We start from the raw sequence: 23917 nt of genomic DNA, 5'->3' as shown, positions 1-23917 counted from the left end.
CTGGTTCTGGTGACGGGACACATGGGGGTTTGCTGATGAACGCTCTGTGGGACGAACTGATACACGAGCTGGGCACCGTGCGCGCGTTGAGCGCCGCAGCTCTGGAGGCGCGGTCGGAGACCTCGCGGGTCGCGCTGATCACCTTGCTGGACGCCGAGACCGCGGAGATCTCGGCGATCCTCGACCGCATCCTCCGCGAGGACGCTGCCTCTTCAGCGGCCTAATACCGCATCGACCGCCTGCCGGAGCGCTTCCGTCGGATCGTCGGGCTGGTCGAACGCGCGGTACGCGATGTGCGCGTCGGGCCGGACGAGCAGACAGCCCTCGTCCGGGATCTCGCGCACGCGCGCCCAGTCGCCGTACAGGTCGTCCAGCTCACGACCCGGACCGATCACGAACGGCTCGATCGGTACGCCGAGCTGCTCGGACACGGACTGCGCCGCCTTCACCCACGCGTCGCCGCCGATGCCGGTGAGCAGAGTGAACCGGCCCTTCCCGACCACGTCCAGGGTGCTCACCGTGTCCGATCCGCGCGTCAGCCAGCAGTGCGGGATCCGGGCCCCGGGCCAGGTCGTCGGGTGGTAGTACAGCTCGTGATCCCGCTCGTACGGCGGCTCCGGCGTACCGTCGTCGACCACGGCAGACGAGCGGTAGCGCTGCCCGAGTTCGACACCGTGCGCGTTGAACTCGTAGTCCTTCAGCTCGATCGCCTTCCGCAGCTCCTCGCGCTGCGCGGCGCCCTCCGGGGTGTCGTCCTTGCGCGACTCGATCGTCCGCCCGGCCGGCGCGTCCGGCGTCATGCCGAGCGCCCGGAAGATCTGGCCGAACTGGTTGCGGCTCTTGTTGGCGCGGTCAACGATCTGCCGCGCGATCGGGGCACGCTCGGCGTCGTAGCTCTGCAGCAGCTCGGGCGCGGCCTGGCCCTTGAGGACCAGAGCGAGTTTCCAGGCCAGGTTGTACGCGTCCTGGATCGAGGTGTTCGACCCGAGCCCGTTGCTCGGCGGGTGCCGGTGGATCGCGTCACCCATACAGAACACGCGGCCCTTGGAGATTTTCTCGGCGTACATGTGGTTGACGCTCCAGACCGACGTACTCTTCAGCTTCACGTCGATCGTGTCGTCGCCGACCAGGTTGTGCACGATCTCGGTCGCCATCGCCTCGTCGACGACCGGGGCGGGCTGGTTGATGTCGTAGCCCCAGACGACGAGCCATTCGTTCCACGGGCGAACCATCCGGACGAGGCCCGCGCCGATCCCGCCGATCTGCGCACCGGGCTGCAGTACCCAGTACAGAACGCTCGGGCGATGCGCGACGTACCGGCTCAGGTCGGCCTCGAACACGATGTTCATCGAGCCCTCGATGTCCATCGCACCGGCCATCGGCAACTCGAGGTCCTGGGCAACCTTGCTCCGCCCGCCGTCGGCGCCGATCAGGTATTTGGCGCGGATCTGGTACGTCGTGTCGCTCAGCCGGTCCCGCACCGTGGCGGTGACGCCGTCGTCGTCCTGCTCCAAGCTCACGTACTCCGTGTCGAAGCGGAGCCGCGCGCCGCGACTGGCCGCCGTACTGACCAGGATCGGCTCGAACAGCGTCTGGGGGAGATCCATGGGGAGACAGGGACTTGCCTCTGTGTAGTCGGCCAGACGGCGTGGATGTGTGCCCCAGGTGCGGATCCGGCCGATCTCCTCGCCGGCCAGGCTGGTGCAGAACGCGGTCTGACCCATCAGGTCGTGCGGGGTGCCCTTGTCGGTCACCTGGTCCTCGATGCCTACGTCGCGCATCAGCTCGATCGTGCGCTGGTTGGTGATGTGCGCGCGGGGCGTGTTGGCGGTCCAGCCGTACCGGGTGAGGACGATGTTGTCGACGCCGTACGTGGACAGGAAGAGGGAGGCGGCGCCACCGGCCGGGCCACTACCGACGACAAGAACGTCTGTGGTGATCATTGCTGGGCCTCCTGGGTGGTGGCGAGCACCAGGTCGTAGTCGACGGTGTAGAAGGGCTGGTCCGGCGTACTGCCGTCGGGGGCCTCGGTGCCGGGCGGGTGCTCGGTGAAGTCGGCGATGAGTGACTGCTTGACGCCGAAAACCGCGTCGGTGTCGAGGTATTCGTCGCCTGCCGCGAAGACGTGCGTGATCAGGCGGCTGTAACCAGGCGCCGTGACCATGAAGTGGATGTGCGCCGGGCGCATCGGACCGCGACCGCCGGCGCGTAGCAGCTCGCCGACCGGACCGTCGTCGGGGATCGGATAGGCGACCGGCTTGACCGCCCAGAACCGGTAGTGGCCGTTGGCATCGGTCGTCAGATGGGCGCGGTTCTGCGGGCCGTCGAGCTCCTTCTGTACGTCGTAGAACCCGTCCTCGTCGGCCTGCCAGGTCTCGACGAGCGCGCCCGGGATCGGCTCGCCCTTGATGTTGAGGACACGCCCGCTCACCAGGCACGGCTGTCCAGGGGCACCGTTCGAGATGTCACCGCCGAGCTGTACTTCGGGAGATCCCTCGACGAAGAACGGCCCGAACACCGTGGACTGCGTGGCCTCGGGCGGTTTCCGGTTCCCCAGACCGACGGTGAGCATCGACAGCCCGAGTACGTCGGCCAGCAGCACGAACTCCTGTCGCGTGCCGGTTGAGGTCTGACCGGTCCGGGTCAGGAAGTCGATCGCGGTGAAGTACTCGTCCTCGGTGAGGTCGACCTCGCGTGCGAACGCGTGCAGGTGGCGCACGAGGGCGCTCATCACCTCCCGGTAGCGGTCGCTCGGGCTGTCCCCGAAGCTGGCCACCACGGCTGCGGTCAGATCATCGCCTTGCAGGTCCATCCGGTCTCCTCGCTCATCAAGGTCGTGTACCGGACCAGGCGCGGGTCAGGATTTCCCGCACCAGGTCCTCCGTCACCGGGATCGGATTGTCCGTGGGTTTGAACGCCGCGGTTGCTTCCGCGACCTGCGCCTCGGTCAAGCCCAGCTCCCGCAAACTTGTCGGCACTCCCGCTGCCTGAAACAGGTCGAACAGTCCGCCTGCCAGATCTGTTGTGCCCAGTGCGGCTTCCAGCCGTGTTTTCGCTTGTGGAACTGAGGAAGCGTTGACGCGAGCAACCTGAGGAAGTACCGCCGCATGCGTCTCTGCGTGCGGCAGGTTGTAGGTGCCACCCAGCAGATGGCACAGCTTGTGATGCAGGCCGGTCCCAGCTGTCGCCAATGCCGAGCCCGCCAAGCAGGCGCCGTACAGAAGGTTGCTTCGAGCATCTAAGTCGCCGGGCGCTCGCAACACGTCCCGCATTCCGTTGCTCAACGCCCGCAGCCCTTCCACCGCGGTCAGCTCGGTGATCGGATCGGCCTTCGGTGTCCAGACCGCCTCCACACAATGCGCGATCGCATTCGCGACACTCGCCGCCGTCACCTTCAACGGCAACTCCCGGCTCAACACCGAGTCGTAAACAACCACCCGAGGCAACACCCGCACATCAGTCCCGGTGCTCTTACGGCCATCTGTCGTCTCGCCCCACACCGGCGTCATCTCAGACCCTGCGTAGGTCGTGGGCACAGCAACAACCACCACCGCACGCCCGTCGACCGCCTCGCTTGCGGGTGGGGCGGCGGTGGTGAGGGCGATTGCTTTGGCGAGGCCGATTGCAGAGCCGCCACCGATGGCGACGACCGCGTCAGCTCCGGCCTCGCGTGCCTTCGCCCGCGCGTCCTCGGCCACCTCGGTGGGGACGTGCTGTGCCACGCCGTCGATCCGGCCGGCGAACAAGTCACCCAGTTGAGCCTCGACCACGTCAGCCGCAGCCCGCGCGGAGTTCGTCGCGATCACGAGCACCCGCCGTACCCCGAGGGCTTCGACCTCGGTCGCGACCCGGTCGAGCGCGCCGGCTCCGAACACCACCCGCCCGGGCAGGAAGGTGTGCACGAACCCAGCGCCAAGCGCCGCCTCAGGCTCGACTGGACGTGGCATCGGCAGCTCCGCTAGGATTTCGCTCAGCGAATAGTTCTTCTTTCAACGAAAAGTAGGCTAGCCGATGCCGGGTGACGCGTCTACAGGCACGTTTCTGCAGGGTCTGGAGCGAGGCCTCGCGGTGATCCGCGCGTTCTCCACCGAGGCGCCGTCGTTGACCCTCAGCGAGGTGGCGCGCGCAGTCGGCATCACGCCCGCGACAGCGCGCCGGATCCTGCTCACGCTGGAGGAACTCGGCTATGTACGCAGCGACAACCGCCGCTTCTCCCTCACCCCGCGCGTCCTCGCCCTCGGCTGGGCGTACCTCTCCTCCCTGGACCTCGGCGAACTTGCCGGCCCGTTCATGGAGGAACTGAGCGCCAAGACCCGCGAGTCCTGCTCGATCGCAACCCTCGACCTCCCGGACATCGTGTACGTCGCCCGCGTGCCGACCAGCCGGATCATGACAGTGGCGCTCGGAGTCGGCGCCCGGCTGCCGGCGTACCCGACCTCGATGGGCCGTGTTCTCCTGGCCGCGTTGCCCGACGACGAGCTGACGGCGTACCTCGAAACCTTGCAGGCCGAGCCGCTCACCGATCGCACGATCACGGCCCCGGGCGAGCTGCGCGCCAGCATCACCCAGGCCCGCGCCGACGGTTACGCCCTTGTCGACCAGGAACTCGAACTCGGCCTCCGCTCCATCGCTGCCCCCATCCACGACTCCCGCGGCCGCGTTATCGCCGCACTCAACGTCTCCGCGCACGCCTCCCGATCGACCCCGACGTCCCTCTGCGAGGAATTCCTCCCGCACCTTCAGCAAGCCGCCACCCAGATCACTACGGCGCTGACCCACCGCGGCAACTTCTGATCGACCGGAAATCGGTGCCGAATCCGGAAGCGGGCTGTCCGGAACCCGGCCTAGCATCTGACCCATGCATCAGTCGTTCAGCGGCGAGGTCATCGAGTGGCGCGGTCCAGCGCCGTACTTCTTCGTCCCCGTGCCGGAGGAGGAAGGCGACGCGCTACGAGCCGTCGCCTCAGCTGCCAGCTACGGCTGGGGAATGCTGCCGATCCGCGCCCGGATCGGCAGCACCGAGTGGAAGACGTCCCTGTACCCGAAGGACGGCAGCTACCTGCTCCCGCTGAAGGACGCAGTACGCAAGCCGCACGGACTGGACGCGGGCGACACCGTGGATGTCCGGCTCATGCTGGACGCGCTGCCCGAGAGGGAGAAACGCCCCGCACCTCCACGGATGCCCCGCCCATCGGGCTCCCGAGAACCGATCGCCGCGGAACAACTCACGATCGTCCCGGCGAACCAGGCGACCGCCGAGGATCTCAAGGCGATCTTCGGTACCAGCGGAGACACCGCACGCTGCTCGTGCCAACGGTTCCGGATGCTGCCCAAGGAGTCCTGGGCCTCGGAAGGACCCGAAGAGCTCGCCGCCCGGCTGCGCGACCAGACCGCCTGCGGAAACCCCGAGGCCAAGACCACGAGCGGCCTGGTCGCGTATCTCGACGGCGAGCCCGTCGGCTGGTGCGCCGTCGCCTCGCGCGCCGACCACCCGAGGCTGCGCCGCGACAACCGTGTCCCTTGGCTGGGCCGCAACGAGGACAAGGCCGACAGGACTGTTTGGGCCGTGACCTGCTTCGTCACCCGCGTGGGCTATCGGCGCCGCGGCATCAGTCGTGCGCTCGCCCGAGCCGCCGCCGACTTCGCCCGTGAACGCGGCGCCCGCGCCGTGGAGGGCTACCCGGACTTCGTCGACGGCGGATCGGTCGGCACTCTCGGCACGTTCGCCGACGCCGGCTTCGTCGAGGTGAGCCGCCCGGGCAAACGCCGCGCTGTCCTGCGGATCGACTTCTGAACAGCCTCAGGCCTTCAGTTCTTCGAGAATCTGCAGGTAGTGCGGGTTGTTCATGATGCCGACGAGATTGCCGAAGGGGTCGACGACCGACGCGGTGCGGAAGCCCGTGTTGTTGCCTCGCTCAACGATTCCCTCGTTGAGCGTCGCCCCGAGCTCGAGCAGCCGCGCGAGCGTGCCCTCCAGGTCGTCGACGTGCCAGTTGACGATCGCCCCGGCCGCCACCGGCCCGACCTGGTGCGTCGCGTACTTGGCGTCGATGATTCCCAGTTCGCACTGGAAGTCCCCGAACCGGAACTCGACGTACGCCGGCTCCTCCGCGGTCGGCACGGCGTAGTACGCCTCGATCCCCAGCAACTCCTCGTACCAGGTCCGTGCCGCCTTCACGTCGCCCGCGTAGAAGCTGACAGTCGCAAGCCCTCGCAACATCGTGGTGGTCCTCTCTCAGGTGTTGCCCCGGTTGATGACCACCACGATTCCACCCAAAGTGCTCACCGAGTGAGCACTTTGTTCAGTCGGTTTGGGTGACCTTGCGCAGGCCGCGGGGGGCGTCGGGGTCGAGGCCGAGTTTGCGGGCCAGGAGCTCGATGGCGCGTTGGGCCGGGATGACCAGGGCGAGCGGCGCCAGCGTCTCAGGGAGGTCGGGGCCGGTCAAGTTCACGTCGCAGCGGGAGGCGAAGGTCGGGTCGCCGCCGATGCCGAGGATCTTGCTGCCCTTCTCGCGGACGATGCCGGCCAGCTCGGTCATACCGGCCAGCGCAGGGCCTTCGCCCGCCGCGACCAGGATCGTCACCAGGTCGGAGTCGACGACCGCGATCGGGCCGTGCTTCAGGTCGGCGTACGAGAGTCCGCGGACCGGCTGCAGGCAGGTCTCCTCGAGCTTCAGTGCGACCTCGAGCGTCGTGCCGAACGTCAGTCCGCGACCACTCGCGAGCACGTCGTGCGCCGCCGCCAACAGGTCCGCCGCCGCCTCGACCGACCCCGACAGCATCTTGGTCGCGGCGTCCGGGACTCGCGCGATGTCGGCGTCGAGCGTCCCCGGCCGCGGCGCGAGCGCGTCCACGGCGACCGTGATCGCGGCCAGCTGCGTCGTGTATGTCTTCGTGGCCGGTACGGCGAGCTCCTGGCCCGCCTGCGTGATCAGGGCGACGTCCGCCGTCGAGGCCAGCGGGCTGCTGCCGTCGTTCGTGATGCCGACGATCGCCGCGCCGTTCCGCTTCGCCCACTCGGCCGTGTCGACGATCTCCTGGGTCGCGCCCGACTGGCTGACGGCGACCACCAGCGAGTTCGAGAGGTCCAGGTTCGCGCCGTACAGCGTGGCCACCGAAGGAGCGGCCAGCGACGCCTGCCGGCCGGCGTGGATCTCGGTCAGGTAGCGGCCGTAGACGCCCGCGTTGTCGGACGATCCGCGCGCCACGAAGATCACGTTCCGGCGCCCGGCGGCCAGCCGGGTGATGTCGTGCCGCAGCGGCAGGACATGCTCGAAAGTCGCGGCGAGCGCGGCCGGCTGCTCGGCGATCTCGGCCGCCATCCGGGTCTCTTGGGCGGGGACAGACACCACTACGATCACTGGTCCTATCTGGTCTTAACAGGTATGCTGCGCACGATAGCAGTGAGCGGCGTCCCGGGGCACCCCCGAGACCCGCCCAGGTCTGGAGGATCGAGATTCCATGGTGGCGACGAAGCGGGCCCAGGTCCGATCGGTGCTGGAACGGCTGATCGACGTCGAGCTGCATCCCGGGGACCCGATCCCCTCCGAACGGGCCCTGGTGGACAAGCTGAACGTCTCCCGGGTGACAGTCCGGCAGGCGATCAGCGACCTGGTCGAGTCCGGCGCCCTGGAACGGGTGCACGGCAAGGGGACCTTCGTCACCGGTCCGCAGGTCGACTCGCAACTGCACCTGACCTCGTTCTCCCGGGAGATGCGGGCCCGTGGGCTCGAGCCCGGGACAGTGGTGCTGTCGGCCAGCGAGATCGAGGCCTCCGACGAGACCGCGAAGGGCTTGCGGGTCGCGAAGGGCACCAAGGTGATCCGGGTCGAGCGGCTCCGCACGGCCGACGCGTCGCCGATGGCCTACGAGGTCGGCTACTACCCGTCCGCGCTCTTCCCCGGCCTGCTCGGCCGTGAGCTCGGCACTCTGTACGACGTCTTTGCCAGTGAGTACGACGTCGTCGTCACCTCCGGTGAGCAGACCGTCCGGGCGGACAACGCCGACGGTCATGTCGCCCGGGTGCTCGGCGTGGCCCGGCGGGCACCCCTGCTGGTCCTCGAGCGCACCACCTTCGCCGGCCGCAAGGTCGTCGAACTGTCCTGGTCGGCCTACCGCGCTGACCGCTACCGGCTGCACATGGCCCTGACCCCCCGCGGCCCGCGCACCGGGTCGGCCTGAGTCCGACGCGCGGTCGTCATCGGGCCGCAACGAACTGGACCTGTCCTGTTCATCAACTGGTCTACATCCCTGCCGTTCGCTCCCCGGCCACCGGGCCGGCTCGGCAGGTGGGCCGCCGGATCCGACGAAGCACCCAGCGGCAATACTGGAGCCGAACCCCCGAGAACTGTGTTGTGAGGAGTACCGCGAGACATGCCTATTGCAACCCCTGAGGTCTACGCCGAGATGCTGGACAAGGCCAAGCAGAACCGCTTCGCCTACCCGGCCATCAATGTCAGCTCCTCGCAGACGCTGATCGCCGCGATCCGTGGTTTCGCCGAGGCGGGCTCGGACGGCATCGTCCAGGTCTCCACCGGCGGTGCCGACTACCTGTCCGGTTCCACCGTGAAGAACATGGTGACCGGCTCGGTCGCCCTGGCCGCCTACGCGCACGAGGTGGCCAAGAACTACCCGGTGAACATCGCGCTGCACACCGACCACTGCCCGAAGGACAAGCTCGACGGTTTCGTCCGGCCGCTGCTGGCGATCTCCGCCGAGCGCGTCGCCCGGGGCGAGAACCCGCTGTTCCAGTCGCACATGTGGGACGGCTCGGCGGTGCCGCTGACCGAGAACCTGGAGATCGCCAAGGATCTGCTGGCCCAGACGGCCGCGGCGAAGATCGTCCTGGAGATCGAGGTCGGCGTCGTCGGCGGCGAGGAGGACGGCGTCGCCAACGAGATCAACGAGAAGCTGTACACCACCGTCGAGGACGGCCTGGCCACGGTCGAGGCGCTCGGCACCGGTGACCACGGCCGTTACCTGACCGCGCTGACCTTCGGCAACGTGCACGGCGTCTACAAGCCGGGCGCGGTCAAGCTGCGGCCGGAGATCCTCGCGGAGATCCAGGAGGCGGTCGGCGCCAAGGTCGGCAAGGAGCGCCCGTTCGACCTGGTGTTCCACGGCGGATCCGGGTCGACGCTCGAGGAGATCCGGGCAGCGGTCGACAACGGCGTCATCAAGATGAACGTCGACACCGACACGCAGTACGCGTTCACCCGGCCGGCGGCGGGTCACATGTTCGCCAACTACGACGGCGTGCTGAAGGTCGACGGCGAGGTCGGCAACAAGAAGGCCTACGACCCGCGCTCGTGGGGCAAGGCGGCCGAGGAAGGTATGGCGAAGCGCGTCGCCGAGGCGTGCGAGGACCTTCGCTCGACGGGCACGTCGCTGAACGCCTGACATCATCTGGTCCTCCTGTAGGGGGTCTGCGAAGGGCTCACCGCCATCGGGCGGTGGGCCCTTCTGTCACATCCGGGCCAAGTCGAAATGCCGGACTCCGGTGCGGCGGGCGGCTCGGGTGAACGTGGTACGGATGCGGTCGGCCACGGTCGGTGGGTCGGCGAGGTCGGCCCAGGAGATCCAGCAGTGCTCGACGGGTTGCGGTCCGTCGGGGTCGGCGGCGGCCGGCTCGGGGACCGGCTCCTCGGCGGAAGGCTCGAATTCCTCGCACCAGAAGGGGAAACGCGGTTCGAACTCGACGACGGTGCGCTCGTCGGGGAACCACAGACCTTCGGCTGCGGATCCGTCGGGATCAGCTGCTTCGGAATCGGGTGGTGGTGACGAGCTGGGTGCGGGAAGACCCGCGTCGGCGAGGATGACGCGCAGGCGGGACTCGGCGATCGAGGCCGATCCGGTGAGCTGGTCGAGGACTCTGGAGGCCCGTCTGGCACCGTGGTCGAGCGTCGCGACCTCACGGTTCAACGTGCGCCGGTTGACGAGTCCGGCGTACATCGCGGCGTCGGCGAGCACAATCGCGGGCGCGGGTGGTGCGGTCGCGGCCACCTCGGCGATTGCCCGGGCGGGCGAGGCCATTCGCAGCCTGTTCCAGAGTTGGACGCCCGGGCCCACTGGGTCGCGGATGTGGCGGTGGACGCCGCGTAGCCGGCCGGAGCGACCGTCCGAGGCGGTGACGTGGACGCGGGTGAGGTCGAGACCCCAGACAGGCAAGGCATGCAGAGCCGCGGCCGACTGATGGCTGGCGAACACGCCGGAGCCGCTGGCGCGCAGGACCTGGTAGATCCGGCGCAGGTAGAGCACCTCGTCGGTGACGAGCATGAGTGAACGGTGAGCGGCATAGCTCCCGCGCCGGATCCGTCGCCAGGAGCCGGACTGCAGCAGGGAGTCGATATCAGCGTCGTGGTAACCGGAGGCACGTGCGTCGGCCCGGGTGAACACGCCACCCCGGATCGACGCCATCACGGCAAGTTGAGGATTCATGCCCAAGAACGTGCCGCGATCCGACCCCGCTCGGACCCACGACTTTCAACCTGTGGAGAACTCGTGCCGCACCCAGACGTTCGGCTCGACGTACACCGCGCGATCGGCGACGACGTCACACTCCACCGGAACCAGCGCGCCCGGTACTTCGACGGGACCGCTGCGGTCGAACGGAAGCCTGGTCCAGGAGCGCCATTCCGCCAGGGATCCCGCGATCACCCACGATGCCGGTGCGACGCCGGCGATTCGGCCGCCGGCGCGTACGTGGGTGCGCAGCCATGGGTCGAGGGGGAGACCGTCGGGGCGGGTGCGGACGGCGTAGTCGTCCATCGCGACCGAGGGCTCGAGATGCTTGTGCGTCGGGCGTACTGGCGCATCGAGAGCGTTGAGGCCGAGCCCAGCGGCTGCCTCGCGGAGTGCGGTGAGGAGGAGGGCAGCGACGCCCTCGCCCTGGAAGTTTCGGGCGACGCTGATGTTCAGGGCGCAGGCGGTGTCAGGCTGGACGCCGTGGCGGACGTCGGTGAAGGCGCGAACGACCGACTGTTCCCAGCCTCCGGCGGGAAAGTTGCCGTCGGAGAGTTGGACGGCGTGGGCATCGCCGACGGGTTTGCCGTCCGAGGTGGCGATCAGGCAGGTCTCGGCGAACGTCTCGACCGTCTGGGCGAAGTAGGCCTCGGAGACGCGGTTGTGGCGCATGAAGGCCGGCCAGTCGCCCACGTCGATGTCGGCGTGGGCGAGGTCCGGGCGGTCAGCGACGGTGGTGATCTCGAGGGTGCGCCCGGAGGGCAGCCGGTGCCTGGAAGCGGGCATAAAAAAGGCCCGTCATGTGTCTATGACGAGCTCTGCGCGGGTTGGTACCCAGGGTTGCCAGAGGAGGGGCATGCCGGCCTCGGACGGGGTGCGGTTGCCTTTCCGCTCGTTGCAGGAGGCATGGGCGGCGACAGCGTTCAGCCACTCGGTGCGGCCGCCTCTGGACCTGGGTTGGACGTGGTCCATGGTGTCGGCGTTCTCGAGACCGCAGTACGCGCACCGGAACTTGTCCCGCCGCAGGACGCCGTGCTTGCTGTACTTCATCCGGCCGGCCGCGTAACGCCAGTGGGTCACGACGTACCGGACCAGGCGGAGGACTCGAGGAACCGGAAACGGGCCGATAGTTCGCTCTCCGTGCGACTCTTCGACGACTGCGACCTCCCGCACCAGCATCCGGATGGCGTGCTGGATCGAGACGGTGTGCAGCGGTTCGTACGACGCGTTCAGGACTATGACGCTCATCCGGTGCCTCCTTCCGGCCGTAGCTGGGAACCACGGCGGTTGATGCAGGGTCTCAAGCATCCGTGGCCGCCGGGTGAACGGTCAACGGATTTCGCCAGACGGTCACGTGCCGGTACGGCTGCGTGATCGGCGAAGATGTGCTTATGGAATTGAACAATCTGCTCTCAGGTCCACCCGAGACACTACTACCGGTCGACCCGGCCGCGGCGGAACTCGCCGACGGGGCCGCTCCGGCCGACGTCGCGGCCAAGTACCCGACGTCGTCGCTGGCCTGGGCGGTGCTCGCCGAGGGGGCGCTCGCGGACGGGCGCACGATCGAGGGGTACGCGTACGCGCGCACCGGCTACCACCGGGCCCTCGACCTGCTCCGCCGGAACGGCTGGAAGGGCCACGGGCCGGTGCCGTGGGAGCACGAGCCGAACCGTGGATTCCTGCGCGCGCTGGCGGCGCTGGGCAAGGCCGCGGCGCTCATCGACGAGAAGGACGAGGCCGAGCGCTGCGCCACGTTCCTGCGCGACTCGTCGCCGGCTGCTGCCGACGCTCTGCGCTGAAACCTGCTTGTGGGGTTGGACGCCCGGCGGAATGATCTGCCGGGTGACCAGCCCTTACGCGCAGGCCGGATTCGGCATCGGGTTCGAATGGGGGCCGGTCGGCGCCGGGGTCGTTTCCGGCGACATCGTCGCGGTCGTCGACGTGCTGTCGTTCACCACAGCGGTGACCGTCGCGGCCGACCTCGGGATCGACGTCTATCCATATCGATGGCGCGACGAGACGGCGGTCGCGTACGCCGAGCAGTACGGCGCCACGCTCGCGGTCGGGCGCTCTGCGGCCGGTCCTGACGACGTAAGCCTCTCGCCGGTGTCGATCAGGCAAGTGACGGGAATCACCAGGTTGGTGCTGCCCTCGCCCAACGGATCGACCATCGCGAAGCAGTTGAGTGACAGCGGTGCTGTGGTGGTTGCGGTGTCGCTGCGTAACCGAGCCGCGGCTGCTGAGTGGGTGACGAAGCAGTTGAGCGAGCGGCCGACGGCGAAGGTCGTGGCGATTGCCGCGGGCGAGCGATGGAAGGACGGGTCGCTCAGACCCGCGGTCGAGGACCTCTGGGGTGCCGGTGGGTTCCTGAGTGCGCTCCAGGGTGACAACCTTTCCCCGGAAGCACGGGCGGCAGTTGCGGCGTACGACGCGGCGGCGGGTGAGCTCCCGCGGCTGCTGCACGAGTGCGCCGGCGGTCGCGAACTCACGCAGTACGGCTATCCGGAGGACGTCGCGATCGCGGCCGAGGTGGATGAGAGTCGCAGTGTGCCCGTGCTCCGGGACGGTATGATGTTCCGGTCAACTTGAACCATCGAGGTTTCTGCCCGTTGACAGTGCCGGCAGGCGGTGAGCGTCCCCCCATCCTCTCGAAGGGAAACTGTCTGCCGAACATGGACGGTTCTTGGCGGACGGACAGACCGGCGAAGCTGGACGCCCACGGTCGGGTCCCCGCCCCAACAGGGCAGCGGAAGGTCTCACCGTGCCGGCTCTCACCGGACGGATCGACACGCCCACCAACACCTACGCAGCGGTACTGCGTACTCCGGGCGCGTGGAAGTTCTACCTAGCAGCGGCCCCGGCGCGGATCGGGATCGCCATGACCGGCCTCGGAATCGTCTGGCTGGTCCACGGATCGACCGGCTCGTACGCCGCGGCAGGTAGCGTCACCGGCGGCTTCGCCGTCGCCGAAGCGGTCGCCGGACCGCAGGTCGCCCGGCTGATCGACCGTTTCGGTCAGACCCGGATGTTGCCCGTGACACTGCTGGCACACGCCACGACGATGGCGTTGCTCATCGGCCTCACGGTCTCGCACGCCTCCCTGTGGTCACTTGTCGTGGCCGGCGTCCTCGCCGGCGGATCGCTACCGCAGCTGAGTGCGCAGACTGGGGCCCGTTGGTCGCACGCACTCCGGGACACGCCGCTCCTGTCCACAGCGTTCGCCTTGGAGGCGTTCAGCGTCGGCGTCGCCTTCATGGTCGGCCCTGGACTGGTCGGCATCGTGAGCTCGTCCACCAGCCCGGCCATCGGTTCGGTCCTCGCCACGAGTCTCCTGCTGTCCGGTGGCTTCCTCCTGGCAGTGCAGCGAGGTACTGCGCCGCCGCCGAGCGCGCCAGGTCATCATCAGAGTCCCAAACGCTTGCTGCACAAGCGATTCGTCGGCCTGGTCGGCACGAACGTCGGCATTGGCCTGTTCTTCGGCAGCATGCAGGTCTCGGTCACAGCGTTCGCAGTCGCACGAGGTACGCCGGGCATCGCCGGGCCGCTCTACAGCATCACCAGCCTGGTGAGTCTGTTCGCCGGTCTCCTGTACGGCGCGAGGCGCTGGCGGATCGCTCCGGAGACGCAGTTCGTCATCGCCTTCGTCTGGCTGACCCTGAGCTGTCTGCCCTTGATCGCGGTGCACAGCCCACTGGCCGCAGCTTTCGCGTTGACGCTCCCCGGCCTGGCGATAGCGCCGTTCCAGACCCTGTCGGCGGTGCTGACCGAGTCGGCGGTCGAATCCGCGGTGCTGACCCAGGCCTTCACCTGGGTGAACTCGGGCGGCGCCGCGGGCATGGCGCTCGGCTCGGCGTTCGCCGGCTGGGTCGTCGACGGGCACAGCCCGCAGCACGGCTTCACCGTCGCACTCGGAGCGGCCCTGATGGCAACGACGATGGCGGTGACCGTGAAGCTCAGCGGTAGGTGATCTGGCGTTCGGCTGCGGCGCGTGCTGCGTATTCGGCCGGCGTCAGTCCGATCTGCTGCTTGAACTCCTTGGAGAAGTGGGCCTGGTCGAAGTAGCCGAGGGATGCGGACAGCTCCGCGAGCTCGGCGACTTCGCCCTGGGCTAGCAGTTCCGCGCCGTCGTGCAGCCGATAGCGCCGCAGCACCCACTTCGGACCCACCCCGACGTACCGCCGGAAGAGCCGCTGCAGTGTGCGGATCGGTACGCCGAAACGCTCGGTGATCTCGTCGACGCGGGCCACCGAGCGGTCGGCCGCCATCGTCGACACGATCTCCCGGACCAGCTCGTACGACGGATCGGGCGGCGCCAGGTGATCGCGGAGGAACGCCTCGAACACCGCGCGCCGCCGTACGTCGGACTCGGCCTCGAACATCAGGTCCGCGAGCCGATCGCCGTCCGGGAAGACCGCGGTCAGCGGCAGCACCTCGTCGCGGAACGAGCCGACGTCGAGACCGGTGATCGCGCCGAAGCCGCCGGCCCAGAACTTCACCCCGAACGCACGCCCGCGACCGCGCAGCTCCCGCTCGAACTTGCGCGTGCAGACGCCGTTCACGAAGGCGCCGCCCGGCTGCTCGAACGTCACGTTCACCGCCGGGAACGGCAGCACCTCGGCCGTGTACGGCTCGTCGAGATCCCACTCCACGATCCAGTACCACTCGACGAACCGCCCTGCCTCCGGCCCCGGCGCGAGCCGGTTCAGCGAACGATGGCGGGCCTGCTCGCGCGGATGCAGGATGCCCTTCTCGCTGTCGGCTGGCTGGGTCAACGCGGGCTGTCGCTTTCTTACAAGACCGTCCGGCGGTCGGCGGATTGACTAGGAGTCATGACGACGAACACGGTAAACCCCATCCCCGACGGTTATCACTCGCTGACCCCGTACCTCGCCGTCGCGGACGGGCCGAAGGCGATCGAGTTCTACCAGTCGGTCTTCGGGGCCGAGGTGATCAGCCGGCAGGACATGCCGGACGGGCGGGTCGGTCAGGCGGAGCTCAAGTTCGGCAACTCGATGCTGCAGCTGAGCGACCAGATGCCGCAGATCGGGCTGCGGGCACCGAACGGCGAGTGGGTGCACTCCTCGCTGGTGCACTACGTCCCGGACGTGGACGCGACGTACGCGAAGGCCGTCGCAGCCGGGGCGAAGCCGGTCGAAGAGGTGCAGACGTTCATGACCGGCGACCGGTTCGGCACGGTCATCGACCCGTTCGGCCACCGGTGGGCGATCCTGACGAAGGTCGAGGACGTCTCGCGCGAGGAAGCGGACCGGCGGGTGAAGGAGTGGCTGGCCTCCAACCCCGAGGGCCTGGACTAGCCGAAAAGAGGAAGCGGCCCGCCGGAACCGTCCCCTGCGGCAGTTTCGGCGGGCCGCTGACTAAGAGTGTGCACGCGATCACGGAAATTGGCAACCCGTCACCTGATGAAACAGTGACTTGAAACGGTCGCTGGAGGGTTGTGGACAAGCCCGTAACGAGTGAGCTCCGGTCCGGTAGGCTTTGGTCGCAAGAGCCTGGATGCGTTGCCGGATGAATGTCCGGTGAACGTCTCCGGGCTTCACCGTTTCAAAGCACAGGAGGGCTGAGATGCCCGCAATCGTGCTCGTCGGCGCCCAGTGGGGCGATGAGGGCAAAGGCAAGGCGACCGATCTGCTCGGCAACACGGGCGAGGTCATCGACTACGTGGTGAAGTTCAACGGCGGTAACAACGCCGGCCACACGGTCGTGATCGGGTCCGAGAAGTACGCGCTGCACCTGCTCCCGAGCGGCATCCTCACACCGGGTGTCACCCCGGTGATCGGCAACGGGGTCGTGGTCGACCTCAGCGTGCTGTTCGAGGAGCTCGACGCGCTGCAGGCGCGCGGAGTGGACACATCCCGGCTGGTGGTCAGTGCGAGCGCACACGTGATCCCGCCGTACAACCGGACTCTCGACAAGGTCACCGAGCGGTTCCTCGGCAGCCGCCGGATCGGTACGACGGGCCGTGGCATCGGTCCGACGTACGCCGACAAGATGAACCGGATCGGGATCCGGATCCAGGACCTGTACGACGAGAAGATCCTCGAGCAGAAGGTCACCGGTGCGCTGGAGCAGAAGAACCAGCTGCTGGTGAAGGTGTACAACCGGCGCGCCGTCGAGATCCGCGAGGTCCTCGACGAGCTGCTCGCGTACGCCGACCGCCTGCGGCCGATGGTCGCCGACACGAGCCTGCTGCTGAACAAGGCGCTCGACGACGGCAAGACCGTGCTGATGGAGGCCGGTCAGGCCACGCTCCTCGATGTCGACCACGGCACCTACCCGTTCGTCACCAGCTCGAACGCGATCTCCGCGGGCGCCTGCACCGGCACCGGCATCCCGCCGACCCGGATCGACCGCGTGATGGCCGTCGTGAAGGCGTACACCACCCGCGTCGGCGAGGGGCCGTTCCCGACCGAGCTGCTCGACGCGGACGGCGAATGGCTGCGGACCCAGGGCGCCGAGTTCGGCGTCACCACGGGCCGTCCGCGGCGCTGCGGCTGGTACGACTCCGTCATCGCCCGGTACGCCGCCCGCGTGAACGGTGTCTCCGACTTCGTCCTCACCAAGCTCGACACCCTCACCGGTCGCGAGCGGATCCCGGTGTGCGTCGCGTACGACGTGAACGGCGTCCGGCACGACGAGATGCCGATGACCCAGACCGACTTCCACCACGCGGTCCCGGTCTACGAGGAGTTCGACGGCTGGTCCGACGACATCACCGGCTGCCGCGCGTTCGACGACCTGCCGAAACAAGCGCAGACCTACGTCCGCGCGGTCGAGTCGCTCAGCGGCGCCCGCATCTCCGCCATCGGCGTGGGTCCGGAGCGCAGCCAGATCGTCCAGCTCTGAGACGAGCCGAGGACCTCCCCGTCAGTTGCCGATGATGGGGAGGTCCCGGATGAACGGGGCGTTGCGCAGGTCGCCGAGGGTCGGACGTTCGATGTTCGGCGTCTGGATCGGGCTCCGCGCCCAGCCGGCGCCCTCGCCCTGCGTGGCCAGGTAGAACGTCAGGCCGCCGATCGCCAGCAGTACGACGGCAATCAGGCCGGAGAACCAGTGCGCCCGGAACGTGTTGCGTGCCGTGATGTGCGCACCGCGGCGCAGTGAGCTGCCGCCAGGACCCCACCAGCAACAGAACAGGGCGGTCAACGCCGCCGTACCGAAGCCGACGGCCGACAGCGGCTCCCACTCGAGCCCGTACGCCGAGGCGGCGACGCCGGTGACGATGCCGCCGACAACAACCGCCGTGAGCAGCGGCAGGATCAGGCACGGCAGCGTGATCAGGGCTGCCGTGGCGAGCTGTACCGGGCTGGCGGCCAGCGCGACAAGGCCGTCCGACTTCCCGGACCGGCCACGGATCTGACGGCGCCGCATGAGCGCCGTACTCGAGCGATCGACCGTCCGGGCAAGCACCAGCAGCAGGATGGCCACAACTGTGCCGAAGCCCGGAGTCAGAGCGACCAGGCCGGTGAGCGCGAGCATGCAGCCGACGATGATCGCAGTACGCCGACCAGTCGGTGGAGCTTTGACCGCTTGGGCCGGCTGGACAGGCACCGGTTGAGCAGGCTGCTGGTAGGGCACCGGCGGACCACTCTGGTACGGCGGCGCACTCTGATAGGGCGCATACGGATCGTAAGGCTGCGCCGGAGGTGCCTCAGCAACTGGCTTCTTCGCGGCAGCGTCGCGGATCTTGTCCCGGATCGGGGTGAACGCGGACAGCGGCGGAATCACCGGCGGAACCAGTTGCGCCACCTCGGTCGGCGTCGGGCCTGTCGGCTCCTCGACCGCGGGCCCCTCCGTCGGCATGAGCCGCGTCACCAACTTGGTCGGCGGTACGGCGGCCACGGTCTGAGCCTCACGTGGCGGGAGCGCGTCGCGACCCTCGGCGTACCGGCTGAGGCCGGTCATGATCTCTTCCTGCGTCGGCCGGTCGGCCTTGTTCGGTGAGAGCGCTGCGGCGAGCAGTGACTTCAGCCGCGGGTCCAGCCCTTCCAGGTCGGCCTGTCCCGAGTGCACCCGGGCCAGGACCGCCTCGAACGGCCCCTTGCCGAACGGCCGGCGTCCGGTCGCGGCGAACGCAGCAGTGGCCGCCCAGCCCCACCAGTCCGCAGACTGCGACACCATCTCGCCTTCGATGAGCTCAGGTGCCAGGTAGCCCGGCGTACCGATCACCAGACCGGTCTGAGTGAGCCGCAGGTCGTCGGCGGCCTGGGCGATGCCGAAGTCGATCATCACCGGCTTGCCGTTGCACATCATCACGTTGCCGGGCTTGAGGTCGCGGTGGATCACTCCGGCCGCGTGGATCGCCTGGAGCGATTCGGCGAGGCAGCCGGCCAGTGGGAGCCACTTGCGCGGGGTCAGCGGTCCACGCTCGTCCACCTGTTCGTCCAGCGGGCGACCAGGAACGAAGCGGGTCACCAGGTACGGCCGCTCACCCTCCAGATCGTGGTCGAGGATGCCTGCCACGCCAGGGTGGTTCACCTTCTGCAGTGTGGTCGCTTCGCGCTGCAACCGGGCCCGTGCGATCGGGTCGTGCGCCACGTGCGAGCGCAGTACCTTCAGCGCCACCTCTTGGTGTTCGGGTCCCTCGGCCAGGTAGACGACACCCATGCCACCCTGTCCGAGCCGTCGGATCAGCCGGTACGGCCCGACCCGCTCTTCCACCTCCTCTTCGTGGGTGGAAGGCGGCCCCCCTGTCACTGACATGCCTTCTACGGTACGTCGACATCAGACCAAGGGCGGCCGGTGCACCGGCCGCCCTTTCGCTGAGGTCAGCTGATCGGCAGGGTGAAGGTCAGTAGACCCGTTCCGATGGTGTTCGTGATCCACGGGCCCGCACGCAGATGAGCCTGATAGGTGAGGGCAGTCGCTCCGGTTGGCGGACCGGACAGCTGCAGCACCAGCTTGCCCGGCTGGTACGCGACAGATGTCACTGTGACCGCAGCGCCATCCACTCGGAAGTCAGCGGCAACACCTTCCTCCACGGTGAGCGGATCGGTTGATCGCAGCTGGACCGTGAGCTGTGAGCCACTGACCGTGACACTGCGCGGGTTCGGCGGAGCCACGCCGGCGGACGGTCCGCCGTACAGGTCGCGAGCCAGTACGGCGTACGTATGGTCACCCATGTCGCGGTATCCACCGGCGTACGCGTAGTGGCAGCCGTCGTGACCGGACAGCCCGGTGGTCGACAGCACGGTGACGCCGAGCGTGTCACCCATCTCACGCTGTGCCTCGCGGAGACTCGTGCTGGTCGAGTTCCCGCAGGGCGACGTACGGACTTGGTAGACGTAGTACTTCGGTGTCGTGCCGAAGTCGGAGCGCCAGTCCTGCAAGAGTGATGTGAAGCCGCTGACGTGCACGGCCGCGTTGTCGTTGTCGGACTCGCCCTGGTACCAGAGAACGCCGCGGAGCTGCCCGATGACGCCTGCGGCCGTCAGGCGCTGCCGAAGCCGGCCGTAGTTGGTGGCGATGTCGTCAGGGTTCGCGTCGTTGCGCTGGAAGAAGCTGATCGGCTGACCGCCGTGCGCGCCGTTGACGAGTGCGATCGGGACCTTGTACTTGTCGACGAGCTGCCTGCCCATCCGGATCGCCCACTGCCCGACCGAGCCGGACTGCCGGGACACGTCGCCGGTCGCGTAGCCCCACACGCGGTCCGCGGCGGAGATCGTCGGATCGGAGACCGGACTGCCGAAACTGCGCAGGTACGGCGATTCCTCGCCACTCGCGGCGCCGTTGTACATCGACGCTTCCGCATTGGACTGCCCTTGGACGACGTACGCATCACCGGACACGATGCCCTCGCGGCGAGCCACCACCCGGCCGAGCGCCCGCAGCTCGAACGTGTACTCGCGCAACCCAGCACGGATCCGCGGCGTGAACCGGAACTGCCTCGACGCCGAGGTGTAGAGGTCCGTCTTGCCGTTGCTGGTCACCACCAACTGCACGCTCTTGACCCGTGGATCCGTCATGCGACCCGCCACAGGCACCGTCGCGCCACCCTTGCTGTCACGCGGCACCAACTGACGGTCCTGAGGCGACTCGGTCAGTGTGACGATCGAGGTGCGCACGTACGCCGTCAGCCGACGCTGGGTGTACTGCGCTGCGTTGCCGGCGAATGTCCAGTCCGGATCGGCAGTGGGCCTCGCGCCGATGCCGAGCGACAGCAGACTGGTGTCCGACTGGGTGAAGGTGTTGATCGCGAGCACCGGCTTCGCGGGCACGGTCGACGGCCGCGTCGGCCCAACCTGCGAGACCTGGAACGAGCCGTAACCGAGGGGCGTGGTCGGGCTGTCGTCGGCGTCGTACGAAGTCGCCGACGCGTTCGCCACTTGGGCACTCGCCGTCTTCGCGTACTGGTTCGGCCACATCTCCAGGTAGCCGGACTGACCCGTGCCTTCGGTCACGCCGGGCACATTGGACCGCACCTCGAGGTCGCCGACGCGTTGGCGCACGATCTCGCCCGGCCGGGTCGGCAGGCCGATCCGGCGGGCATCCGTGCTGAACGGTTCCATCGCGGTCCATACCCACTGGCCGTCGAGTTCCAGGCAGTAGCCGACACGGTCGAAGTTGGACCCGATCTCCGCAGTCCGATCGAGGCTGTAGGGCGGGGTCGTGTTCAGGTAGTTGGCCTGTTCGGGCAGATCCAGTTGCAGGACGGGTGTGAACCCGGCGGCTGCGGCATCACACGCAGTGGCTGCACCAGCGGGTGTCGGAACGATGACAAGGGATGCGGCGAGCAGAGTCAGGACAACAGCGGCAGGACGTCTCACTGTGGACCTCCGGGGCGGCGGGGGTGTCTTCTCCACATGTAGCGGTCCGATCACCCCAAGTGCGAGCGGCAAGCGCTCAGCGGTGCCAACCCTGCGCCGAGAGGTTGGCCAGAACCTTGCGAACACCGGCCTCGTGGCCACTGGCTCCCCTCCGCGCCCTCCGGTTGGGTTGAGGTATGCGGATCGAGGTTCTGGTGTTCGACGGTGTGGACGAGATGGACGTGATGGGGCCGTTCGAGGTGTGGAGTCACGCGTCGCGGCGGCCCGGGTTCGAGATGGCGCTGGTGGGGCTGGACGGTCCGGCCGAGGTGACCGGGCTGCACGGGCTGCAGTTCAAGGCGCCTGAGGGTCTCGGGCAGCCGGAGGCGCTGTTCGTTCCGGGGGGCGGCTGGATGAATCGCGCCGAGAAGGGCGCGTGGGCCGAGGCACGTCGGGGCGTGATGCCGGCGCGGATCGCCGAGCTGGCGCCGTCGCTGCAGTGGATCGCTTCGGTCTGCACCGGCTCGATGCTGCTCGCGGAGGCCGGCCTGGTGAAGGGTCGAGCGGCGACGACGAACCGTGGCGCGTGGGCCGAACTGGAGGCGTTCGGCGCCGAACTGAAGACCAACCGCGTCGTCGACGACGGCACGCTGGTCACCGCCGGCGGCATCACCGCGGGGATCGATCTGGCGCTGTACGTCGTCGAGCGCGAACTCGGCGCCGATGTGGCCGACGGGATCGCGGGTGCCATGGAGTACACCCGCGACCGCGACGTCCACGTGTCAGCCGGCTAGCTCGGGATAGACGGCGGTCAGGTCGAGGGCCGTGGCGGCCTTCGCGCCGCGGGCGGTGTCGTCGGCGAGAACCTCGTACGCGCCGGACTCGATGCCGTCGAGGGCTTGCTTGGCGATGTCCTCGGGGCGGGACTTCGGTGCGGTCACAGCGGTCACCATGTCGGTGTCGACGTACCCCATGTGCAGGCCGGTGACGCCGATGCCGCGGTTCAGCAGCTCGAGCCGGATCGCGTTGGTCTGCAGCCAGAACGCCGCCTTCGTCGCGGAGTACGCGCCGTGCCGGGCGACCCAGGACAGGGCCGAGTGGGCGTTCAGGAGGTGGCCGCCGCCGTTGCGCTCGATGATCGGGACGAACGCCCGGGTGAGCTGGAGCGGACCGAAGAAGTTCGCCTCGAAGACCGCGCGGACGTCCTCGATCGGGGCGTCGAGGTAGGTGTCCGGCGAGCTCGCGCCGGCGTTGTTGATCAGCACCGTGACGTCCGGTGCGGCTGCGGCCAGCGCGTCGATCGAGGCCTGGTCGGTGACCTCGAGCGGCAGCGGTACGACGCGTGGGTCGGTGCTCGGGCGGGGATCACGGGCGGTCGCGTAGACCTTGGCCGCGCCGCGGGTGAGCAGGTCGTCGACGATCGCCTTGCCGATCCCGCGCTGCCCGCCGGTGACGAGGACGACGGCGCCTTCGAGTGTGGTCATCTGGAACTCCTTCATGGAAACCGATCTGTTTCCAGCACAGTAAACCGATCGGTTTCTGATTTCAAATCCAGCCGGTACCCTCGATGACATGAGCACTTCCGCAACTCCCCGTGAGCGGCTGCTGGACGCCGCGGGCGAACTCTTCTACCGCGACGGAGTCAACATCGGCGTGGACGCGCTCTGCAAGGCGGCGGGGGTGTCGAAGAAGTCCATGTACCAGCTGTTCCGGTCGAAGGACGAGCTGATCGCGGAGAGCCTGGCCAGCCGCGGTCCGGCGTACCAGACGATGCTGCACCCGGGGGCCGAGGACGACCGCCCGCCGCGGGAGCGGATCCTCACCGTGTTCGACCGGCAGGACGCCATGGTTGCGGCGGGCAACTACCTTGGCTGCCCCTATGTGAGTACGGCGGTGGAGCTGAAGAACCCCGAGCACCCGGGGTCCGTGGTGGCGCGGCACTTCAAGCAGCAGCTCACCGACTTCTTCCACCGCGAGCTGGTGAAGGCCGGCGCGGAGGATCCGGCCATGCTGGCCGTCCAGCTCACGATGATCTTCGACGGCGCGGCCGCCCGTGCGGTCGTCCGTGCGCAGCCGCTCGGCGGCATCGGTGCGACCACCGCGGCCGCCCTGCTCGACGCGGCCGGTGTCCAGGCGGGTGAGCTCGCCCTCAGCTGAGCTTATTCTCGCCATCGTGGAGATTCCTGGCGAGTTTCATGACCTGCTGGCTTCGACGGCGATCGCGCTGGTGGGGACGATCGGCAAGCGCGGCGAGCCGCAGGTGACGCCGCTGTGGTTCCTGTGGGACGGCGAGCGGGTCCGCATCAGCCTGGTGGACGGGCGGCAGAAGCTGCGCAACCTGCGGCGGAATCCGGCGATCTCGGTGGTGGTCGTCGATCCGGCGCGGCCGACGTACTACGTCGAGCTGCGCGGCCGGATCGACGAGCTGGTCGCCGATCCGGAGTTCGCGCTGGAGCAGGCGATCGCGCGGAAGTACACCGGCAGCTGGTCGGACGTCGAGCCGCCGGGTACGGCGCGGTTCGCGACCAGCGTGATCGTCGACCGCATCACCAGCCAACTCGGTCACTGATGGGACGGGAACGCCTTTTGTTCCATGGGAAATGGGACAGAAGAGCGCTGTGTTCCAGGGAAGTTCCGGTACCGGCGAGGTCTTGACCGTGGTCGTCGGGCGTCGTGAAACTGCGGTGGAAACC

25 protein-coding genes are annotated in these 23917 nt (G+C 68.4%); 13 read left to right on the top strand and 12 right to left on the bottom strand.

Annotated features, from left to right (window positions below; all coding sequences use genetic code 11):
• Positions 1–35: 35 nt before the first annotated feature.
• Positions 36–224 carry a hypothetical protein gene (locus EV137_RS15155; RefSeq protein ID WP_134129693.1) on the top strand — a complete coding sequence of 63 codons (189 nt, stop codon included), beginning with the start codon at positions 36–38 and terminating at the stop codon, positions 222–224.
• Here EV137_RS15155 and EV137_RS15150 read toward each other — a convergent pair.
• Genes EV137_RS15150 through EV137_RS15140 form a run of 3 tightly spaced genes read right to left on the bottom strand, consistent with a single transcriptional unit; the run spans position 213 to position 3947 of the window.
• Positions 213–1943, bottom strand: coding sequence for an FAD-dependent monooxygenase (locus EV137_RS15150; protein WP_134129691.1), 1731 nt, complete (start codon positions 1941–1943; stop codon positions 213–215). The two genes, EV137_RS15155 and EV137_RS15150, sit on opposite strands and share 12 nt — an antisense overlap.
• Positions 1940–2812 carry an intradiol ring-cleavage dioxygenase gene (locus tag EV137_RS15145; RefSeq protein WP_134129689.1) on the bottom strand — a complete coding sequence of 291 codons (873 nt, stop codon included), beginning with the start codon at positions 2810–2812 and terminating at the stop codon, positions 1940–1942. Before EV137_RS15145 ends, EV137_RS15150 begins: the two co-directional genes overlap by 4 nt.
• Positions 2813–2828: 16 nt before the next feature.
• Positions 2829–3947: a maleylacetate reductase gene (locus EV137_RS15140; protein ID WP_134129687.1), complete on the bottom strand. Its 1119-nt coding sequence runs from the start codon at positions 3945–3947 to the stop codon at positions 2829–2831.
• Between the two features lie 64 nt (positions 3948–4011).
• Here EV137_RS15140 and EV137_RS15135 point away from each other — a divergent pair, with 64 nt between their 5' ends.
• Together EV137_RS15135 and EV137_RS15125 are read left to right on the top strand one after the other, a co-directional pair.
• Positions 4012–4794 (top strand): IclR family transcriptional regulator domain-containing protein, encoded by a 783-nt coding sequence (locus tag EV137_RS15135; protein WP_134129685.1) that lies wholly within the window; start codon positions 4012–4014, stop codon positions 4792–4794.
• 64 nt (positions 4795–4858) lie between these two features.
• The gene (locus EV137_RS15125) at positions 4859–5794 is read left to right on the top strand and encodes a DUF1905 domain-containing protein (RefSeq protein WP_202870999.1); all 936 of its coding nucleotides are present in this window, start codon (positions 4859–4861) and stop codon (positions 5792–5794) included.
• Between the two features lie 6 nt (positions 5795–5800).
• Here the strand turns inward: EV137_RS15125 and EV137_RS15120 are convergent, their stop codons facing one another.
• Complete coding sequence (locus EV137_RS15120; RefSeq protein ID WP_134129683.1) at positions 5801–6220, bottom strand: VOC family protein; 420 nt, start codon at positions 6218–6220, stop codon at positions 5801–5803.
• Between the two features lie 82 nt (positions 6221–6302).
• Positions 6303–7322 (bottom strand): SIS domain-containing protein, encoded by a 1020-nt coding sequence (locus EV137_RS15115; RefSeq protein ID WP_134129681.1) that lies wholly within the window; start codon positions 7320–7322, stop codon positions 6303–6305.
• 139 nt (positions 7323–7461) lie between these two features.
• Here EV137_RS15115 and EV137_RS15110 point away from each other — a divergent pair, with 139 nt between their 5' ends.
• Entirely contained in the window at positions 7462–8181 is a 720-nt protein-coding gene (locus EV137_RS15110) for a GntR family transcriptional regulator (RefSeq protein WP_130388014.1), read from the top strand.
• Between the two features lie 192 nt (positions 8182–8373).
• The gene (gene fbaA / locus EV137_RS15105; protein ID WP_134129679.1) at positions 8374–9399 is read left to right on the top strand and encodes a class II fructose-bisphosphate aldolase; all 1026 of its coding nucleotides are present in this window, start codon (positions 8374–8376) and stop codon (positions 9397–9399) included.
• 66 nt (positions 9400–9465) lie between these two features.
• Here the strand turns inward: fbaA and EV137_RS15100 are convergent, their stop codons facing one another.
• The 3 genes from EV137_RS15100 to EV137_RS15090 are packed head-to-tail and all read right to left on the bottom strand — an operon-like array spanning position 9466 to position 11709.
• Positions 9466–10437 carry a type IV toxin-antitoxin system AbiEi family antitoxin domain-containing protein gene (locus EV137_RS15100; protein ID WP_238175343.1) on the bottom strand — a complete coding sequence of 324 codons (972 nt, stop codon included), beginning with the start codon at positions 10435–10437 and terminating at the stop codon, positions 9466–9468.
• Between the two features lie 45 nt (positions 10438–10482).
• Positions 10483–11247, bottom strand: coding sequence for a GNAT family N-acetyltransferase (locus tag EV137_RS15095; RefSeq protein ID WP_134012131.1), 765 nt, complete (start codon positions 11245–11247; stop codon positions 10483–10485).
• Positions 11248–11259: 12 nt separating this feature from the next.
• Positions 11260–11709 carry an HNH endonuclease gene (locus EV137_RS15090; RefSeq protein WP_131335989.1) on the bottom strand — a complete coding sequence of 150 codons (450 nt, stop codon included), beginning with the start codon at positions 11707–11709 and terminating at the stop codon, positions 11260–11262.
• 143 nt (positions 11710–11852) lie between these two features.
• Between EV137_RS15090 and EV137_RS15085 the strand changes: the two genes are divergently transcribed.
• The 3 genes from EV137_RS15085 to EV137_RS15075 all read left to right on the top strand — a co-directional run bounded on the left by EV137_RS15085 (position 11853) and on the right by EV137_RS15075 (position 14428).
• Positions 11853–12260 (top strand): DUF3151 domain-containing protein, encoded by a 408-nt coding sequence (locus EV137_RS15085; protein ID WP_134012133.1) that lies wholly within the window; start codon positions 11853–11855, stop codon positions 12258–12260.
• Between the two features lie 43 nt (positions 12261–12303).
• The gene (locus EV137_RS15080; RefSeq protein ID WP_202870998.1) at positions 12304–13050 is read left to right on the top strand and encodes a 2-phosphosulfolactate phosphatase; all 747 of its coding nucleotides are present in this window, start codon (positions 12304–12306) and stop codon (positions 13048–13050) included.
• A 172-nt stretch (positions 13051–13222) separates the two neighbouring features.
• Positions 13223–14428, top strand: a complete 1206-nt coding sequence (locus tag EV137_RS15075; protein WP_134129675.1) for an MFS transporter — start codon at positions 13223–13225, stop codon at positions 14426–14428.
• Here EV137_RS15075 and EV137_RS15070 read toward each other — a convergent pair.
• Positions 14415–15233, bottom strand: a complete 819-nt coding sequence (locus tag EV137_RS15070; RefSeq protein ID WP_134129673.1) for a helix-turn-helix transcriptional regulator — start codon at positions 15231–15233, stop codon at positions 14415–14417. The two genes, EV137_RS15075 and EV137_RS15070, sit on opposite strands and share 14 nt — an antisense overlap.
• 57 nt (positions 15234–15290) lie before the next feature.
• Here EV137_RS15070 and EV137_RS15065 point away from each other — a divergent pair, with 57 nt between their 5' ends.
• Complete coding sequence (locus EV137_RS15065) at positions 15291–15776, top strand: VOC family protein (protein WP_134129671.1); 486 nt, start codon at positions 15291–15293, stop codon at positions 15774–15776.
• Positions 15777–16044: 268 nt separating this feature from the next.
• Positions 16045–17325, top strand: a complete 1281-nt coding sequence (locus EV137_RS15060; RefSeq protein ID WP_134129669.1) for an adenylosuccinate synthase — start codon at positions 16045–16047, stop codon at positions 17323–17325.
• Positions 17326–17346: 21 nt separating this feature from the next.
• On the opposite strand, the gene EV137_RS15055 is transcribed toward EV137_RS15060, so the two are convergent.
• Positions 17347–19182, bottom strand: coding sequence for a serine/threonine protein kinase (locus EV137_RS15055; RefSeq protein ID WP_134129667.1), 1836 nt, complete (start codon positions 19180–19182; stop codon positions 17347–17349).
• 65 nt (positions 19183–19247) lie between these two features.
• Positions 19248–21245 carry a sialate O-acetylesterase gene (locus tag EV137_RS15050; RefSeq protein ID WP_134129665.1) on the bottom strand — a complete coding sequence of 666 codons (1998 nt, stop codon included), beginning with the start codon at positions 21243–21245 and terminating at the stop codon, positions 19248–19250.
• Between the two features lie 176 nt (positions 21246–21421).
• Here EV137_RS15050 and EV137_RS15045 point away from each other — a divergent pair, with 176 nt between their 5' ends.
• Positions 21422–22018 (top strand): DJ-1/PfpI family protein, encoded by a 597-nt coding sequence (locus EV137_RS15045; protein WP_134012156.1) that lies wholly within the window; start codon positions 21422–21424, stop codon positions 22016–22018.
• Here EV137_RS15045 and EV137_RS15040 read toward each other — a convergent pair.
• Positions 22007–22708 (bottom strand): SDR family oxidoreductase, encoded by a 702-nt coding sequence (locus tag EV137_RS15040; protein ID WP_134012158.1) that lies wholly within the window; start codon positions 22706–22708, stop codon positions 22007–22009. The two genes, EV137_RS15045 and EV137_RS15040, sit on opposite strands and share 12 nt — an antisense overlap.
• Before the next feature lie 88 nt (positions 22709–22796).
• Here EV137_RS15040 and EV137_RS15035 point away from each other — a divergent pair, with 88 nt between their 5' ends.
• Positions 22797–23381 (top strand): TetR/AcrR family transcriptional regulator, encoded by a 585-nt coding sequence (locus EV137_RS15035; protein ID WP_134129663.1) that lies wholly within the window; start codon positions 22797–22799, stop codon positions 23379–23381.
• 16 nt (positions 23382–23397) lie between these two features.
• Entirely contained in the window at positions 23398–23793 is a 396-nt protein-coding gene (locus EV137_RS15030; RefSeq protein WP_166679896.1) for a PPOX class F420-dependent oxidoreductase, read from the top strand.
• Positions 23794–23917: the final 124 nt, after the last annotated feature.

The sequence above is a fragment of the Kribbella pratensis genome (assembly GCF_004366075.1).
GTDB lineage: Bacteria > Actinomycetota > Actinomycetes > Propionibacteriales > Kribbellaceae > Kribbella > Kribbella pratensis.
Note: the sequence above shows the minus strand (reverse complement) of the source record. Positions and strands in the feature narration are given on the sequence as shown.